The sequence below is a fragment of the Micromonospora sp. CNZ322 genome, from assembly GCF_007827755.1.
Window position 1 is genome coordinate 345,222 of record NZ_VITD01000002.1, and the last position, 14,335, is coordinate 359,556.

The window sequence follows — 14,335 nt, forward strand, 5'->3', positions numbered from 1 at the left end:
ACCGCTTGCAGGAGATGACGTGATGGGCGACGGTCCGGTGGATCCGCGACGTCGGGTGCCCCGTACGGACACGCTGCTCGCCGACCCGGTGCTGGCCGCCGCCGCCGTGACCCTCGGTAGGGAGCAGGTCAAGGCGATCGTCTCCCACGCGCAGGGCCGCGCCCGCCGGGGCGAGCTCAACCCCGACGAGGTACGCGACGCGGCGGTCGCCGCGTTGCCCACGCCCGGCCCCCGGGTGGTGCTCAACGCCACCGGTGTCGTGCTGCACACCAACCTGGGTCGGGCGCCGTTGTCGTCCGCCGCGGTGGCCGCGGTGGTGGCCGCCGCCGGGCACACCGACGTCGAGTTGGACCTGGTTACCGGCCGGCGGGCCCGTCGCGGCCGGGGCGCGCTCGACGCGCTGGCCGCCGCGGTGCCCGACGCGGGCGCCGTGCATGTGGTCAACAACGGCGCCGCCGCGCTGGTGCTGGCCGCCACCGCGTTGGCCGTCGGCCGGGAGATCGTGGTCAGCCGGGGCGAGCTGGTCGAGATCGGCGACGGTTTCCGCCTGCCCGACCTGCTGGAGAGCACCGGTGCGCGGCTGCGCGAGGTGGGCACCACCAACCGCACCACCCTCGCGGACTACGCCGCCGCGCTCGGTCCGCAGACCGGCTTCGTGCTCAAGGTGCACCCGTCGAACTTCCGGGTCACCGGATTCACCTCCGCCGTCGGGGTACGGCAACTGGCCACGCTCGGGGTGCCGGTGGTCGCGGACATCGGCTCCGGGCTGCTCGGCGCGGACCCGCTGCTGCCCGACGAACCGGACGCGGTCAGCACCCTGCGCGCGGGCGCCGCGCTGGTCACTGCCAGCGGCGACAAGCTGCTCGGTGGGCCGCAGGCGGGGCTGCTGCTGGGTGACGTCGAGGTGATCGAGCGGTTGCGTCGCCACCCACTGGCGCGGGCGCTTCGGGTGGACAAGCTCACCCTGGCCGCGCTGGCCGCCACAGTGCACCAACCGGACACTCCGACCCGGGCGGCGCTGCACACCGACCCGGGTGCCCTGCGTGAACGGGTGGAGCGGCTGCGGGACCGGCTCGGCGCGGACGGCCGCAAGGCGGAGGTGGTGCCGGCCGTCGCGGTGGTCGGCGGGGGTGGCGCCCCCGGGGTGGAGCTGGACTCGTGGGCGTTGAGCCTGCCCGAGTGGTACGCGGTGCCGCTGCGCACCGGAGACCCGCCGGTCCTGGGTCGGGTGGTGCGCGGCCGCCTCCTGCTCGACCTGCGCTGTGTGCCCGCCGACGCGGACGAGGCCGTTCGCGAGGCCGTGCTGCGCGTACCCGGGGAGGACTGAACGTGTTCGTCGTCGCGACCGCCGGGCACGTCGACCACGGCAAGTCGACACTGGTCCGGGCGTTGACCGGGATGGAACCCGACCGGTGGGCCGAGGAACGCCGCCGGGGGATGACCATCGACCTGGGTTTCGCCTGGACGACGCTGCCGTCCGGCGGCACCGTCGCGTTCGTCGACGTACCCGGGCACGAGCGGTTCGTGCCGAACATGCTCGCCGGGGTCGGCCCGGTCCCGGCGGCGCTGATCGTGGTGGCCGCCGACGAGGGCTGGATGCCGCAGTCCGCCGAGCACCTGGCCGCGCTCGACGCGCTCGGCGTCGAGTACGGCCTGCTGGCGGTGACCCGCGCGGACCTGGCCGATCCGGGGCCGGCGACGGCCCGTGCCCGCGCCGAGATCGCCGAGACCAGCCTCGGCGCGGTGCCCGCGGTGGCGGTCAGTGGCCTGACCGGTGCCGGCCTGCCGCAGCTGCGGGCGGCCCTGGACCGGCTCGCCGCCCAACTGCCCGCGCCGGTGGTGGACGACCCGGTCCGGCTGTGGGTGGACCGCAGCTTCACCGTGCGGGGCAGCGGCACCGTCGTCACCGGCACCCTCGGCGCCGGGCGGCTACGGGTGGGCGACGAACTGGAGCTGGCCGGCGCCGACGAACCGGTCCGGGTCCGTGGCCTGCACTCCCTGGGCGAGGCCCGCCCGGAGGCGGCGGCGGTCGCCCGGGTGGCGGTCAACCTGCGCGGTACGCCCCGCGACCGGCTCGGCCGGGGCGACGCGTTGCTCACCCCGGGCCGGTTTCACCACACCGACCTCGTCGACGTCCGGCTCGCCGGCGACCCGGCCGCCGACTTACCGGCCACCCTCACACTGCACGTCGGGTCGGCGGCGGTGCCGGTACGGGTGCGCCCGCTCGGCCCGGACACCGTCCGGCTGCGGCTGGCCCGCCCACTGCCGTTGCTGGTGGGTGACCGGGCGCTGCTGCGGGACCCGGGCCGCCACCACGTCAGCGGCGGGGTGCGGGTGCTGGACGTGGCACCCCCACCGCTGGCCCTACGGGGTGCGGCCGCCGCCCGCGCCCAGGTCCTCGCCGAGTTGGACGGTCGACCCGACCTGGCGGGGGAGCTGCGCCGTCGCCGGCTGATCCGGGCCGGCGCGTTGATCCGGATGGGCGTGCCGGTGCACGCCGAACCGGTGGCCGGTGACTGGCTGGCCGACCCCGCACACTGGCGGCGGCTCGGCGAGCGGCTGACCGAGGAGGTCGCCCGGCACGCGCGGGAACACCCGTTGGAGCCCGGGATGCCGGTGGACGCGCTGCGTCAGCGCCTCGCCCTGCCCGACCGGGTGCTGGTCGAGGCGCTGGTCCGGCCGCCACTGCGGATCCACGCCGGTCGGGTCGGGGCGGCGAGCGCCAACGCGCTGCCCGAACCGGTGGCCCTGGCCGTGCGACGGGTCCGCGCCGAGTACGGTGACCGGCCGTTCCGTGCCCCCGAGGCGGACCGCCTCGTCGACCTCGGTCTGGGCCCGCGCGAGATCGGGGCCGCGGTGCGGGCCGGCGCGCTGCTGCGGCTGGCCGACAACGTGGTGCTGCTGCCCGACGCGCTCGACGACGCGGTCCGCGTGTTGGCCGGGTTGCCGCAGCCGTTCACCCTGTCGGCGGCCCGGCAGGCGTTGGACACCACCCGCCGGGTGGCGGTGCCGCTGCTGGAGCTGCTGGACCGGCGGGGCGCGACACGGCGGCTGCCCGACGACGCCCGCATCGTCGTCACCTGAGCGCGCGCCATCCGGGGCTGACAGGGTGGCGTCGAGGTGCGACCGTGGCGGGATGCGCGAGGTGTCGCCGTCCCCGTCGCGGCCGTTCGGCGGTCGGTGGCGTGAGGTCGTCCCGGTGGTGCTGCGCTGGGGGCTGCCGGTGCTCTGGGTGCTTTGGGCTGGTCTGGCGTGGTGGGTGGAGCCCCGCGAGTCGACCGAGGCCCAGCTCGACCGGGATCTCGCGGCCGGCCGGGTGGCGAGCTACCAGCGGGCGTACGGCTGGGCCGACGACGGCGCGTACTGGGGGAGCCGGCCGCGTGTGCAGTACGCGGCCGACGGGGGGATGCTGACCTGGACCGTGTCGAACGGCCAGAACCGGTACGCCGCTGGGGCGCCGCTCGCCTCGGACTCGTACACCGTCGGGCCGGACTCGTCGGCGAGCACCGGGTGGGACGCGCGGCGTGCCGCTGTCGACGATTCGTGGCAGGCCGGGGGCGGCACCGCGCACCGGATCGGGAACGCCGCAGCTGTGCTCGCCGGTGTGCTGACCGTGCTCTGGCTGGGCCGCTTGATCGCTGGCGCGCCGCCGCTGGCCGGCACCCGGTGGTTCTGGTTCTGGGTCGGGCTCCTGCCGTTCGGGGTGGGTGTGCTGGCCTGGACCTACCGGGAGCTGTGGAGACCACTGCCGGTGCCGGTGCCCGGCCGGGGCTCGGGGTGGCGTGGGTTCGGCTGGCTGATCCTCGCCGCGGTCGGCATCAGCCTCCTGGTGTCCGTTGCCCGCATCGTGTTCGGGACGACTGTGGTACCGGGCTGACCCGGCGATGCCGGGCCAACCGGCCCCGAGGTCGGCGACGGTCACCTACGGTGACGCCATGGACCCTTCGGCGGTCTGGCGGGACCGGCAGCACCGGTGGCGGATCGAGGCGTACCGCGCGCCGGACCTGCGCTTCGCCGTCTACGCCACCAACGGCCCCACCGAGTCGGTGCCGCTGTGGCTGTTCGGGATGTCGGCGCTGGCCCGGTGGCTGATGACCCACGCCATCTCGCTGGACGACCTGGAGGTCGACTGAGCGGGGGCGCGGCCGCAAACCGGGCCCGCGCCGCGCCCCGCTGCGGTTGAGTGACCTCAGGCGGCGGACGGGGGTACGCGATGGGCGGTCAGCTCGGGCAGTTGGCGTTGGTGGCCGTGCTGGTGCTGGTCAACGCCGCGCTCTCCGGCAGCGAGATGGCGCTGGTGACCCTGCGGGAGGGGCAGTTGCGGCGGCTGGGCCGGCGCAGCCGCGCCGGCGACCGGTTGGTGCACCTGTCGCGCGACCCGAACCGCTACCTGGCCACGATCCAGCTCGGCATCACCCTGGCGGGGTTCCTGGCCTCGGCGGCGGCCGCGGTGTCGTTGGCCTCTCCGCTGGTCGGGCCGTTGGGTTTCCTCGGCGGGGCGGCACGTCCCGCCGCGGTGCTGCTGGTGACCGTGCTGCTGACGTTCGTCACGCTGGTGCTCGGCGAGTTGGCCCCGAAGCGGCTGGCCATGCAGCGGGCCGAGCGTTGGGCGCTGCTGAGCGCCGGCCCGCTGGATCTGCTGGCCCGGGTGTCCCGGCCGGCGGTGTGGCTGCTCAGCCGGGCCACCGACGCGGTCGTGCGGCTCGCCGGTGGTGACCCGCGGGCCAACCGGGAGGAGATGACCGAGGAGGAGCTGCGGGAGATGCTGGCCAGCCAGCGCGGCCTGTCGGCCCAGCAGAGGGAGATCCTGACCGGCGCGTTCGACATCGCCGGCCGGACGCTGCGGGAGATCCTGGTGGCCCGGCGGGAGGTGACGACGCTGCCCGCCGGTCTGGCCGCCGACGAGGGGGTCCGGCGGCTGGCCGCCGCCGGGCGGTCCCGCGCTCCCGTCACCGGCCCCGGCGGCCTGGACGAGGTGCTCGGGGTGGTGCACATCCGCGACCTGGTGCGGGCGGGCACCGCCCCGGTGGGTGAGCGGGTCCGGGATCCGCTGCTGCTGCCGGTGACCCTGCCGGTCGCCGACGCGATGCGTCAGCTGCGGCAGGAGCATCAGCAACTGGCCCTGGTGGTCGACGAGCACGGGGGCATCGACGGCATGGTCACGATGGAGGACCTGTTGGCCGAGGTGGTCGGCGAGTTGTACGACGAGACCGACCGGGACGTGCGCGGGGTCGTCCGGGAACCGGACGGGTCGCTGCTGGTACCCGGCGACTTCCCACTGCATGACCTGCCCGACCTGGGGGTGCGGCTGAGCTTTCCGTTGTCCCGGGACTACACGACGGTGGCTGGTCTGGTGCTGGCCCGACTGCGGCACCTGCCGGACTCCCCGGGTGAGACGGTGCGGTTGCCCGGGCTGACCCTGCAGGTGGTGGAGGTCGCCGACCGGGCGGTGCGCCGGGTGCGACTCTGCGGGTTCGTCACCGAGCGCTGAGGGTTCACCCGGAAGGCTGACAAAAGGTCCAAATCGACAAAGCGGGGAACGCGGTCCGCCTACCGTGCCAGACGTGAAGGACCGAGGGTTGCGTACGTTCGTCACGGTGCTGGCCGGCCTCGCGGTGATCTACTTCGGCAGCGCCGGCCGCAGCCCCGAGGAGGGCCGTGGCATCTCCGGCGGGGTGGTGGTGCTGGCGTTGCTCGCCGCGCTGCTGGTGTGGCACCTGACCCGCCCGGGGGACAAGACGGTCAAGTGAGCGCCTCAGCGGGAGGCGACTCGGGTGACCTCACCGGCGGACTCCTCACCCAGCGCCACCCGTACCAGCGCTGACGCGAGCCGGCCGAAGTCCGGTTCGTCGACGAGACCGGCGAGCCGGTCCGGTGATCCCGGCAGGCCCAGCCGCTTCGCCCCGGCCAGCGCCCGACGGTCGGCGTACGGGCGCACGTCCGACCAGACCGTCTGCGCCTCGCGCAGGTAGATGTCCGCGCCGGTGGGGCCGATGCCGGGAAACTCGGTGAGCCGCCGCCGCAGCCCGGCCGGGTCGCCCTGGGCCTCGCGGTGCAGGCGTCGCAGGTCGCCGTGCCAACGGTCCAGGCACAGCCGGGCGCCGGTGCCGAGCATGGTGGCGGTCCGCTCGTCGTAGCGGCGGTAGTGGCCCCGGCCCAGCGCGTCGACGCGCTCCTGCCAACTGGCCGCCTCCATGGCCTGTGGGGTGCGGTAGCCGGCGGCGAACAGCTCCCGCGCGGCGTCCACCGCCACGCACGCGCGGATCCGGGTGCTCAGCAGCGTGGTCAGCACCAGCAGCTGATACAGCGGCCCGGGCCGGTCGGAGAGCCGGATGCCGGCCTCCTCCGCGTACGTGCGGCCACGCCGGTCGAGCAGCACCCGCACCACACTTCGATCATTGCCCACCCCGTCGGGTTACCCACTTGGGGACCCGCTAGCCGTCGCACCGCTGACCCCGGCCGGAATGCCACCGGGGCGGGCGGGTATGCCGAGGCGTGGAGGCGGTCGATGCCGCCCCCGTACCCGGAAGGGAGACACCGGTGGTCAATCCGCAGCAGGAAGAGTTCCGGCGCAACGCCAAGGGCGCCACCAGCCAGGACAGCAAGGGGCCCAAGCCGACGGGGCACCCGCTCAACCGTGGCTCGTCGCGGGGCGACGAGGGTCGACCGGTGCCCAAGGGGCAGGTGTCGCCGTACGGCCCGGCCGGCGAGCCCGTGGCCGAGGACGACAGCGACACCCGCTGACCGATGAGCTAGCGACCGCGGGCTGGCGGCCGCCGCAACCTGTTCCAGGTGGCGGCGGCCGCCAGCCCGTACGCGAGGTGCGGGATGATGTCGGAGATCCAGTCGGAGCGCCGCCACGTACGCGGGTCGCTGATCCCGAGCACGGTGATCGACCCGTCTGTCATGGTCATCACACCCGCGCCGAGCAGACCGGTGGCTACCGGCAACGGCTGACGGCGACCACCGGCGTAGAGCGCGAACCCGACGCCCGCGGCGACGCCCAGCCCGTAACCGATCAGCGGCCCGAGGCCCGAGCGGCGGTTGGCCGCCCGGCCGTCGGACCCCAGGCTGACGTGCGCGATCCCGGCCAGCCGGTCGACGGTCTCCTGGGGGACGTCGCTCTCCGGACGTCCCCGTAGCGCCATGTCGAGGTAGCTGACCACGTTCAGCGCGGTGCTGCCGACGGCGCCCGCGATCGCGCCGTCGGCCACGTCAACAGTCCTCACTTCGGGTCGCCCGGTTCGCGCTCGCTCTTCGGGCCGTACGTCCGCTCACCGCGCACCACGCCCCGTTGACCGCGATCCTCCTGGAGGATCCGGTTCGCGACCTGGTTGGCCTTGCCGTCGGGTACCCGGCGCCCGGAGTCGTCGATCGCGTTGCGCAACCGCGCGCGCTGCTTGTCGTACGCGTTACTGCCCGGCCGTGGTCCTGGCATCTGTGCCTCCTTCGTCGGTCTGGGCACCTGGTGCTGCCCACCGTCCGCTGGGCGTACCGCGGCCGTCTACCCGTCTGGTGGCGGACCAACCCCGGCGCGCTAACGGGGCGCGCGGACCACGACCACCGGGCACTGCGCGTGGTGCAGCATCGACTGGCTCACCGACCCCAGCAGCAACCCGGTCACCTCGCCGCGCCCGTGTCCACCGACCACCGCCAGTTGGGCGGAGCGGGACGCCTCGGCGAGCACGGTGCCGGGTCGGCCATGCACCACCTGGCAGGTCAACCGCAGACCCCGATGGTCCTCGGTGAGCCCGGTCAGCCACCCGGCGAGCATCCGCTCCTGCTCGCCGCGCAGCTTCGCCTCGTCGTACACCAGGGGTTGCATGTCGCCCGGACCGCTGCTGCCGGGGTGTCGGTAGGCGTGCACCGCCACCAGCGGCACGCCGAGCGACACGGCGGTCTCGGCGGCGAAGTCCGCCGCCCGCCGGGAGGCGTCCGAGCCGTCCACCGCGACCAGGACCGGCTCGTCGGGTCGTTGCGTGCCGCGCGCGACCAGCACCGGGCAGTCGGCGTACGCGGCGACCTGCACCGCGACCGAGCCGACCAGCAGCGCGGAGAATCCACCCAGCCCGCGGTCGCCGAGCACGATGAGCGCGGCGGTGGGGGACTCGCCCACCAGCACCGCGGCGGCCTCACCGTCGATGATCTCGCCGGAGATCGACAATCCGGGCACTGTCGCCTCGGCCTCGCGCACCGCGGCCTCGACCAGCTCCTCGGCCCGGTGGCGCAGCCCACCGCCGGGCGGCGCGTCCGGGGCGGGGGAGACCGGTACGTGCAGCAGCGGCCAGATGAAGCCGTGCACGACCCGCAGGGGTCGGTGCCGGCGTGCCGCCTCGGTGGCGGCGAGGCGTACGGCGCGCAGCGCCGACTCCGAGCCGTCGACGCCGACCACCACCGCCGCGTTGTTCGCCGAGTTCACCGCCCACCTCCGCTCGCGGCCAGTATCGCGGGCCCGGACGCCCTCGCGCCGCGATACCGCTGAGCGCGTCCCGGTCGGTACGCTGGCGACGACCGGGGAGGGAGCGCCGCCGATGGGTGAACCAGACCAGCCGAGCACCGCTCGCATGATCGATTTTTGGCTCGGCGGGCAGCATCACTTCCCCGTGGACGTGGCCGCCGCGAACGCTTTCGAGCAGGCGTACGGGCCGTGCGCGCCGGTGTTCCGCGAGCTGCGGGCGTTCCTGGGCCGGGCGGTGCGGGCGATGGCCGCCCACGGCGTGGACGGGTTCCTGGTGTTCGGCGCCGGGGTGCCGACGATGGGCAACGTGCACGAGGTCGCCACCGACGCGACAGTGCTCTACACCGACGTCGACCCGGTCACCATCCGACTGGGACAGAGCATCCTCGCCGGCAGCGACCGGGCCGGCTACGGCTTCGGCGACGCGACCGACATCGGCACTGTCGACCCGGCGCAGCTGCACCGTTTCGTGCCGGGCTGGGGTCGACGGCCGGTCGGAGTGGTCTTCCTCGGCCTGGCCGCGTTCCTCGACGACGCCACACTGACCCACACCCTCGACGAGCTGTACGCTGCCGCGGCGCCGGGCAGCCTGCTCGCTGTGGACTTCGACACCGAGGAGCTGGCCGGCCACCCGCAGGCGCTCGCCATGATGGGACCGCAGTTCCGGATGCGTCCACCGGCGGCGTTCGCGCCCCTGCTGGGTCGGTGGGCGCCGACGGCGGACGGGATCGTCCCGGTCGCCGAGTGGCGGCCGGACGGCCCGCCGGCGCGGGTGCCCGACGCGTTCCACGGTGTGCTCGCGACCCGCGCGGGTGACTGACCGCGCCGATCATCCGTCCGTGGCGTCCGTATGATGCTTGCCCTATAGCAAGCTTCTGGGGAGGACGACGATGGTAGACGCGCCGGACGTGGTGTCGCGCGCGTTGCGCGAGGCTCCGCCCGACCAGTTGGCGGAGGCGGCGGACCGGGCGATCCGGTCCGCGATGGGCGCGCTGCGCACCGACGTCTTCGTCGCCGACTACCGGATCAGCGGCCTCTGGCCGGTGCTGGACCCGGACCTGCCTGCGGGCGGCTTCCTGGCCTGCCACACCATGGCGCAGCGCTGCTTCAGCAGCCAGCAGCCGGTACTCGACGGTGAAGGCCCCTGCCGGCTCTACCTGCCCTTGACGGTGTGGGGGGAGCGGCTTGGCGTGCTGCTGATCGAGCTTCCGGCCGTACCGAACGCGACGGTCACCGGTCGGGCGACCGACATCGCCGGCACCCTGGCCGTGGCGATGCGCGCGGCGGACCGGGAGACCGACCGTTACCGGCGGGCCCGCCGTCGGGAGCGACTGACGATGGCCGCCGAGATGCAGTGGGACCTGCTGCCCGGTCGTGGTGTGTCCCACCACGCGTTCGAGCTGGCCGGCCAGCTCGAACCGGCGTACACGGTCGGCGGTGACCACTTTGACTGGTCGTTGGACGGCGACCGTCTCACCGTGACGGTCCTCAACGGCGAGGGCAGTGGGCTGGCGGCGTCCCTGTTGACCGCCGTCACGGTCAACGCGATGCGCAACGCGCGGCGCTCCGGTGGCGGCCTGGTGGAACAGGCCGAGCTGGCCTCGGACACGGTCTTCTACCAACACCGCGGCGCCCGGCACGTGGCCACCCTGCTGCTCGAGGTGGACACTCGCCTCGGCCGGGTGCGGGCGGTCGACGCGGGCTCCCCCCATCTGTTGCGGATGCGGGGGTCCACGGTCGAGCCTCTGAAGCTGGATCAGCAGCTGCCGCTGGGCATGTTCGCCGAGACCCGCTACGAGCTTCAGGAGGTGCAACTCGCCCCGGGTGACCGGCTCTTCGTGGTCAGTGACGGGGTGTGGGCCGCCGAGCCGCCGGGTCAGGAGCCGTACGGGCAGCGGGTAATGGCTCGTTCTCTGCGCGCCACGCGGTTGCAGCCGCCGGCCGAGGCGGTTGGTACGGTGATGCGCGAACTGCACGCCTATCACGCGGATTCCGATCTGCGCGACGACGCCGTCGTGGTCTGTCTGGACTGGCACGGTCCGCGCGAACGGGGCACGGGGTGAGATTCGCCGCCGCGTTGCCGGGCGGGCACCAGCGCGACGACGGCAGGGGACATCAGGTGGAGCGACCTGCGGATCTCGCCGCGGCGATCGACGCGGCCGCCGGGACGCTGATCGCCGTTCTGGAGTCGGCCGCGTCGCGGCATCAGGTGCCGCCCACCCAGCTGAGAGTGCTCACGCTGATCAGCGGTCGTCCGGAGACCAACGTCAACGGGCTGGCGGAGTTGCTGGACGTGGTGCCCTCGTCGGCGAGCCGCCTGTGCGACCGGTTGGAGGCGACCGGGCTGTTGCGTCGGGTGGCCGATCCGCGTGACCGGCGTGAGGTGCGGTTGGTGCCGACCGCCGCGGCGCTGACCCTGTTGGGGGAGTTGGCCGAGCGGCGCCAGCGCGCGGTGCAGGCGGTGTTGGACCGGATGCCGGTGCGGATGCAGCACGAGCTGTTGCTGGCGCTGGCCGGGTTCGCTCGGGCGGCGACATCGGTGCCAGAGCAGCAGACCGATCCCGCCGTCCAGACGGCCTGAGCGTCGCTTCCCTCTTCCACTAGTATCCTAGGACGCTTTAGGCGTGGTGATCCACGCCACAGTGCGGCACAGCCGCACCGACAGCCCGCGGCGGCACCCGGCCAGCGAGGGGAAGCCCGATATAGTGGCAGCGCACCTACCCGGCCCGCGATCATCGAGATCGCGGGCCGCATCAGGGGAAGGGCCCCACCCGGGGCCGCAGGGGAGAGCCGGCGCTGGTCGGCCCGACAGCGCGTACGACCCTCAGCCGCGCCCCGCGCCGGCCGGGGGCCCGCGTGCCGTGGAGGAGGATCGGTGTCGCGTCGGCAGGCTCGGGCAGAGCAACCGCGGGACACCGGTGACGAGACTCCCGGCAACCAGGTGCTCACCCTGCCCAACCTGATCAGCTTCGGGCGGCTGCTGGGCGTGCCGCTCTTCCTCTACCTGTTCCTGGTGGCGCAGGCCGACGTGGCGGCGGTCGTGGTGCTGGCCATCGGCGGCACCACCGACTGGGTCGACGGCTGGATCGCCCGCCGCCTGCACCAGGTCAGCCGCCTGGGCGAGCTGCTCGACCCGCTCGCCGACCGGCTCTACATCCTCGCCACCCTGGTCGCCTTCACCGCGCGGGAGGTGGTGCCGTGGCAGTTCACCGCGGCGCTGCTGGCCCGTGAAGTGCTCCTGCTGGCCTCGCTGGCGGTGCTGCGTCGCTACGGGTACGGGCCGCCGCCGGTGCACTACGTGGGCAAGACCGCCACGTTCCTGCTGCTCGCGGCGTTCCCGGTGCTGCTGCTGGCCAGCGCGGCGACCGAAGTGGCGACGGCGGCGAGCGCGATCGGTTGGGCGTTGGCCTGGTGGGGGCTGGTGCTGTACTGGGTGGCCGGCGGGATGTACGTCGTGCAGGCGGCCCGACTGGTGCGCGCGGCGCGCGGTCCGGGAGCGGCGGGGTGAGCGCGCCGCGGCTGGGAAAACCCGGCCAGGACCGGGTGTACGCGCCGGACTTCCTCACCGAACTGTTCCGCAACCCGCTGGATCCGGGGTACGCGGACGCGGCTGCCGCGCGTCGGCGCTCGGCGCAGTCGGCGCCGGCGCGCGGGTGGCGGGCGTTGCCGGCACGGTCGGTGAGCCTGGTCGTGGTGGTGATGCTCGGTTTCCTGTTCGCGGTCGCGTACCGGCAGACGATGGCGGACGAGCCGGGGCGGAGCCAGGCCCGTTCGGGTCTGGTGACGCAGATCAAGGAACGGGAGAGCCAGACCGATCGGTTGTCCACGCGGGCGGACCAGCTGCGCGAGGAGGTCAGTCGGCAGCGGGACGCGGCGTTGAGCGGGTCGGCCGCCGCCCGGTTGCGCAACCTGGAGGCGAGCACCGGGCTGGGTCGGGTGCGCGGTGATGGTGTGGTGGTGCGGTTGGCGGACGCGCCGGACAAGGCGGACGCGGTCACCGGTGCCGGCGCTGGGCCGCCGCGGGTGCTCTACAGCGACCTGCAGGGTGTGGCGAACGCGTTGTGGAGTGCTGGCGCGGAGGCGATCGCCATCAACGGGCAGCGGTTGACGTCGACGTCGACGATCCGGTCGGCGGGTGAGGCGATGCTAGTGGATTTCCGGCCGGTGACCGGGCCGTACGAGGTGTCGGCGATCGGGCCGGGTTCGATGCGGCGCGACTTCGAGGACAGCCGCAACGCGGCGCTGATGCGGAAGGTCGCGCAGGGGACGGGGTTGTCGTTCGGTGTGCGGGAGGCGGACGACCTCACCCTGCCGGCGGCGCCGGAGCCGCAGCTACGCTACGCCAAGCCGTCGGTCAGTCCGAGCCCTTCCGCGTCGGGTGTCCGTTCCGGCAGTCCCGGGTCGTCCGGTCCGGCGACGACTGTTAGCCCCTCCGGAGGTGGCCGATGATCGCGGTGCTGGCGTTGCTCGCCGGTGTGGTGCTGGGCGTGTGGCTTGATCCCACGGTGCCGGCGGCGTTGCAGCCGTACCTGCCGATCGCGGTGGTGGCCGCGTTGGACGCGGTGTTCGGTGGGGTGCGGGCCCGGTTGGACCGCATCTTCGATGACAAGCAGTTCGTGGTGTCGTTCATTTCGAACGTGCTGGTGGCTGGTCTGATCGTGTATCTGGGTGACCAGTTGGGGGTGGGTGGGCAGTTGTCCACCGGTGTGGTCGTCGTGTTGGGTGTGCGTATCTTCGGCAACGTGGCGGCGATCCGTCGGCACCTGTTCCGGGCGTAGGTTGGGTTGCGATGAGTGACGAGCAGACCGACACGGGGACCGGGTGGCCGCAGCCGGCCGGTCCGGTGCGGCCGGGTGGGCCGGCGGGTGAGCCGGATCCGCGGCCGGATGCGCCGGATCCGGATGAGTTGAGCCCGTTGGCGCCGCAGGGGCCGGCGCAGCCGTCGGATGACGAGCCTGCGGCGGAGCCGGGTGTGGAGCCTGTCGACGATGGTGCGACGGTGGACCTGAACGCGGTGTCGCGGTCGGGGGAGCCGGCGGTCGCGGGTTCCGACGGGTTGGCGGAGCCGGTGGTTGCCGGTTCCGACGGTTCGGCGGAGTCGGCGGCGCCGGTGGCGGCTGGTCGGTCCCGGTGGAGTGCGGCCGGGGTGATGATCGCCGCGTTGTTGGCGTTGCTGGGGTTCACGTTGGTCGTGCAGTTGAAGACGACGTCGACGGACCCGACCCTGGGGGCCACCCGGCAGGAGGACCTGGTCCGGATCCTGTCGGATCTGGATGCGCGGGAGAACCGCCTGCAGCAGGACATCCGGGCTCTGGAGGACAGTCAGCGGCAGTTGCAGTCGGGTGAGCAGGGTCGTCAGGCGGCGTTGGATGAGGCGACGCGGCGGGCGGACGAGCTGGGCATCCTGGCGGGGACGTTGCCGGCGGTGGGGCCGGGGTTGACGGTGCAGTTCGACGCCGGTGTGAAGCCGATCTCGGCGAACCGGGTGTTGGACGCGGTGCAGGAGCTGCGTGGTGCGGGCGCCGAGGCGATGCAGATTTCCGGTGGGGATCGGGCGACGGTGCGGATCATCGCGTCGACGTACTTCCTCGATGGGGACAACGGGTCGTTGATGGTCGAGGGGCGTCGGTTGTCGGGGCCGTACACGATCACGGTGATCGGTGATCCGGCGACGATGCGTACGGCGTTGAACATTCCTGGTGGGGTGGTGGCGTCGGTCCGGGGTGACGGCGGTAACGTGACGTTTGGGGAGCGTGAGGTTGCCGAGGTTTCGGCGCTGCACGTGCCGATCAAGTTGGAACACGCCCGTCCGGTCTCCTGACCGGCGCGGCCGCGCCGGACCCGGGTGGTCCGGGGCACCGATGGATGAAGGACGCG

General features: G+C 73.7%; 18 protein-coding genes. 14 read left to right on the forward strand and 4 right to left on the reverse strand.

Going from position 1 to position 14,335, the window contains the following annotated elements:
• The first annotated feature begins 22 nt into the window (after window positions 1-22).
• The 6 genes from selA to FB453_RS06590 all read left to right on the forward strand — a co-directional run bounded on the left by selA (window position 23) and on the right by FB453_RS06590 (window position 5,750).
• Window positions 23-1,327 (forward strand): L-seryl-tRNA(Sec) selenium transferase, encoded by a 1,305-nt coding sequence (selA, locus tag FB453_RS06565; RefSeq protein WP_145788342.1) that lies wholly within the window; start codon window positions 23-25, stop codon window positions 1,325-1,327.
• Between the two features lie 2 nt (window positions 1,328-1,329).
• On the forward strand, window positions 1,330-3,084 hold the full coding sequence (gene selB, locus FB453_RS06570) for a selenocysteine-specific translation elongation factor (protein WP_145788344.1): 1,755 nt from the start codon (window positions 1,330-1,332) through the stop codon (window positions 3,082-3,084).
• Window positions 3,085-3,136: 52 nt separating this feature from the next.
• A complete protein-coding gene (locus FB453_RS06575) occupies window positions 3,137-3,877 on the forward strand; it encodes a hypothetical protein (RefSeq protein ID WP_145788346.1) in 741 nt (246 codons plus the stop codon).
• A 58-nt stretch (window positions 3,878-3,935) separates the two neighbouring features.
• On the forward strand, window positions 3,936-4,133 hold the full coding sequence (locus FB453_RS06580) for a hypothetical protein (RefSeq protein WP_112587850.1): 198 nt from the start codon (window positions 3,936-3,938) through the stop codon (window positions 4,131-4,133).
• Window positions 4,134-4,213: 80 nt separating this feature from the next.
• The gene (locus FB453_RS06585) at window positions 4,214-5,491 is read left to right on the forward strand and encodes a hemolysin family protein (protein WP_145788348.1); all 1,278 of its coding nucleotides are present in this window, start codon (window positions 4,214-4,216) and stop codon (window positions 5,489-5,491) included.
• Window positions 5,492-5,564: 73 nt separating this feature from the next.
• Complete coding sequence (locus FB453_RS06590) at window positions 5,565-5,750, forward strand: hypothetical protein (RefSeq protein ID WP_036410487.1); 186 nt, start codon at window positions 5,565-5,567, stop codon at window positions 5,748-5,750.
• Window positions 5,751-5,755: 5 nt separating this feature from the next.
• Here FB453_RS06590 and FB453_RS06595 read toward each other — a convergent pair whose 3' ends face one another.
• Complete coding sequence (locus FB453_RS06595; RefSeq protein ID WP_112587053.1) at window positions 5,756-6,406, reverse strand: hypothetical protein; 651 nt, start codon at window positions 6,404-6,406, stop codon at window positions 5,756-5,758.
• 134 nt (window positions 6,407-6,540) lie between these two features.
• On the opposite strand from FB453_RS06595, the gene FB453_RS06600 reads away from it, so the two are divergent.
• Window positions 6,541-6,744, forward strand: a complete 204-nt coding sequence (locus FB453_RS06600; RefSeq protein WP_091397934.1) for a hypothetical protein — start codon at window positions 6,541-6,543, stop codon at window positions 6,742-6,744.
• Between the two features lie 8 nt (window positions 6,745-6,752).
• Here FB453_RS06600 and FB453_RS06605 read toward each other — a convergent pair whose 3' ends face one another.
• The 3 genes from FB453_RS06605 to FB453_RS06615 form a co-directional block, all read right to left on the reverse strand.
• Complete coding sequence (locus tag FB453_RS06605) at window positions 6,753-7,229, reverse strand: hypothetical protein (RefSeq protein ID WP_145788350.1); 477 nt, start codon at window positions 7,227-7,229, stop codon at window positions 6,753-6,755.
• Complete coding sequence (locus tag FB453_RS06610; protein ID WP_088948250.1) at window positions 7,226-7,438, reverse strand: phosphatidylethanolamine-binding protein; 213 nt, start codon at window positions 7,436-7,438, stop codon at window positions 7,226-7,228. The genes FB453_RS06605 and FB453_RS06610 overlap by 4 nt, the downstream gene beginning before the upstream one ends.
• Window positions 7,439-7,537: 99 nt before the next feature.
• Window positions 7,538-8,419, reverse strand: a complete 882-nt coding sequence (locus FB453_RS06615) for a universal stress protein (protein ID WP_145788352.1) — start codon at window positions 8,417-8,419, stop codon at window positions 7,538-7,540.
• A 112-nt stretch (window positions 8,420-8,531) separates the two neighbouring features.
• Between FB453_RS06615 and FB453_RS06620 the strand changes: the two genes are divergently transcribed.
• From FB453_RS06620 to FB453_RS06650, 7 genes are all read left to right on the forward strand, one after another.
• Window positions 8,532-9,278: an SAM-dependent methyltransferase gene (locus FB453_RS06620; RefSeq protein WP_112724836.1), complete on the forward strand. Its 747-nt coding sequence runs from the start codon at window positions 8,532-8,534 to the stop codon at window positions 9,276-9,278.
• 70 nt (window positions 9,279-9,348) lie between these two features.
• On the forward strand, window positions 9,349-10,521 hold the full coding sequence (locus FB453_RS06625) for a PP2C family protein-serine/threonine phosphatase (protein WP_145788354.1): 1,173 nt from the start codon (window positions 9,349-9,351) through the stop codon (window positions 10,519-10,521).
• Between the two features lie 56 nt (window positions 10,522-10,577).
• A complete protein-coding gene (locus tag FB453_RS06630) occupies window positions 10,578-11,039 on the forward strand; it encodes a MarR family winged helix-turn-helix transcriptional regulator (RefSeq protein WP_112587043.1) in 462 nt (153 codons plus the stop codon).
• Window positions 11,040-11,333: 294 nt separating this feature from the next.
• Window positions 11,334-11,966 carry a cardiolipin synthase ClsA gene (gene clsA / locus FB453_RS06635; protein ID WP_145788356.1) on the forward strand — a complete coding sequence of 211 codons (633 nt, stop codon included), beginning with the start codon at window positions 11,334-11,336 and terminating at the stop codon, window positions 11,964-11,966.
• Window positions 11,963-12,907: a DUF881 domain-containing protein gene (locus FB453_RS06640; RefSeq protein WP_112602420.1), complete on the forward strand. Its 945-nt coding sequence runs from the start codon at window positions 11,963-11,965 to the stop codon at window positions 12,905-12,907. Before clsA ends, FB453_RS06640 begins: the two co-directional genes overlap by 4 nt.
• Window positions 12,904-13,236, forward strand: coding sequence for a small basic family protein (locus tag FB453_RS06645; protein ID WP_030327710.1), 333 nt, complete (start codon window positions 12,904-12,906; stop codon window positions 13,234-13,236). Before FB453_RS06640 ends, FB453_RS06645 begins: the two co-directional genes overlap by 4 nt.
• 11 nt (window positions 13,237-13,247) lie before the next feature.
• Window positions 13,248-14,279, forward strand: a complete 1,032-nt coding sequence (locus tag FB453_RS06650; RefSeq protein WP_145788358.1) for a DUF881 domain-containing protein — start codon at window positions 13,248-13,250, stop codon at window positions 14,277-14,279.
• The last annotated feature ends 56 nt before the right edge of the window (window positions 14,280-14,335 follow it).

What these genes read in the sequence shown, in the direction of transcription:
- selA (WP_145788342.1), top strand. Translation starts at nt 23, where the DNA reads ATGGGCGACGGTCCGGTGGATCCGCGACGTCGGGTGCCCCGTACGGAC.
- FB453_RS06575 (WP_145788346.1), top strand. Translation starts at nt 3,137, where the DNA reads ATGCGCGAGGTGTCGCCGTCCCCGTCGCGGCCGTTCGGCGGTCGGTGG.
- FB453_RS06580 (WP_112587850.1), top strand. Translation starts at nt 3,936, where the DNA reads ATGGACCCTTCGGCGGTCTGGCGGGACCGGCAGCACCGGTGGCGGATC.
- FB453_RS06585 (WP_145788348.1), top strand. Translation starts at nt 4,214, where the DNA reads ATGGGCGGTCAGCTCGGGCAGTTGGCGTTGGTGGCCGTGCTGGTGCTG.
- FB453_RS06610 (WP_088948250.1), bottom strand. Translation starts at nt 7,438, where the DNA reads ATGCCAGGACCACGGCCGGGCAGTAACGCGTACGACAAGCAGCGCGCG.
- FB453_RS06620 (WP_112724836.1), top strand. Translation starts at nt 8,532, where the DNA reads ATGGGTGAACCAGACCAGCCGAGCACCGCTCGCATGATCGATTTTTGG.
- FB453_RS06625 (WP_145788354.1), top strand. Translation starts at nt 9,349, where the DNA reads ATGGTAGACGCGCCGGACGTGGTGTCGCGCGCGTTGCGCGAGGCTCCG.
- FB453_RS06645 (WP_030327710.1), top strand. Translation starts at nt 12,904, where the DNA reads ATGATCGCGGTGCTGGCGTTGCTCGCCGGTGTGGTGCTGGGCGTGTGG.
- FB453_RS06650 (WP_145788358.1), top strand. Translation starts at nt 13,248, where the DNA reads ATGAGTGACGAGCAGACCGACACGGGGACCGGGTGGCCGCAGCCGGCC.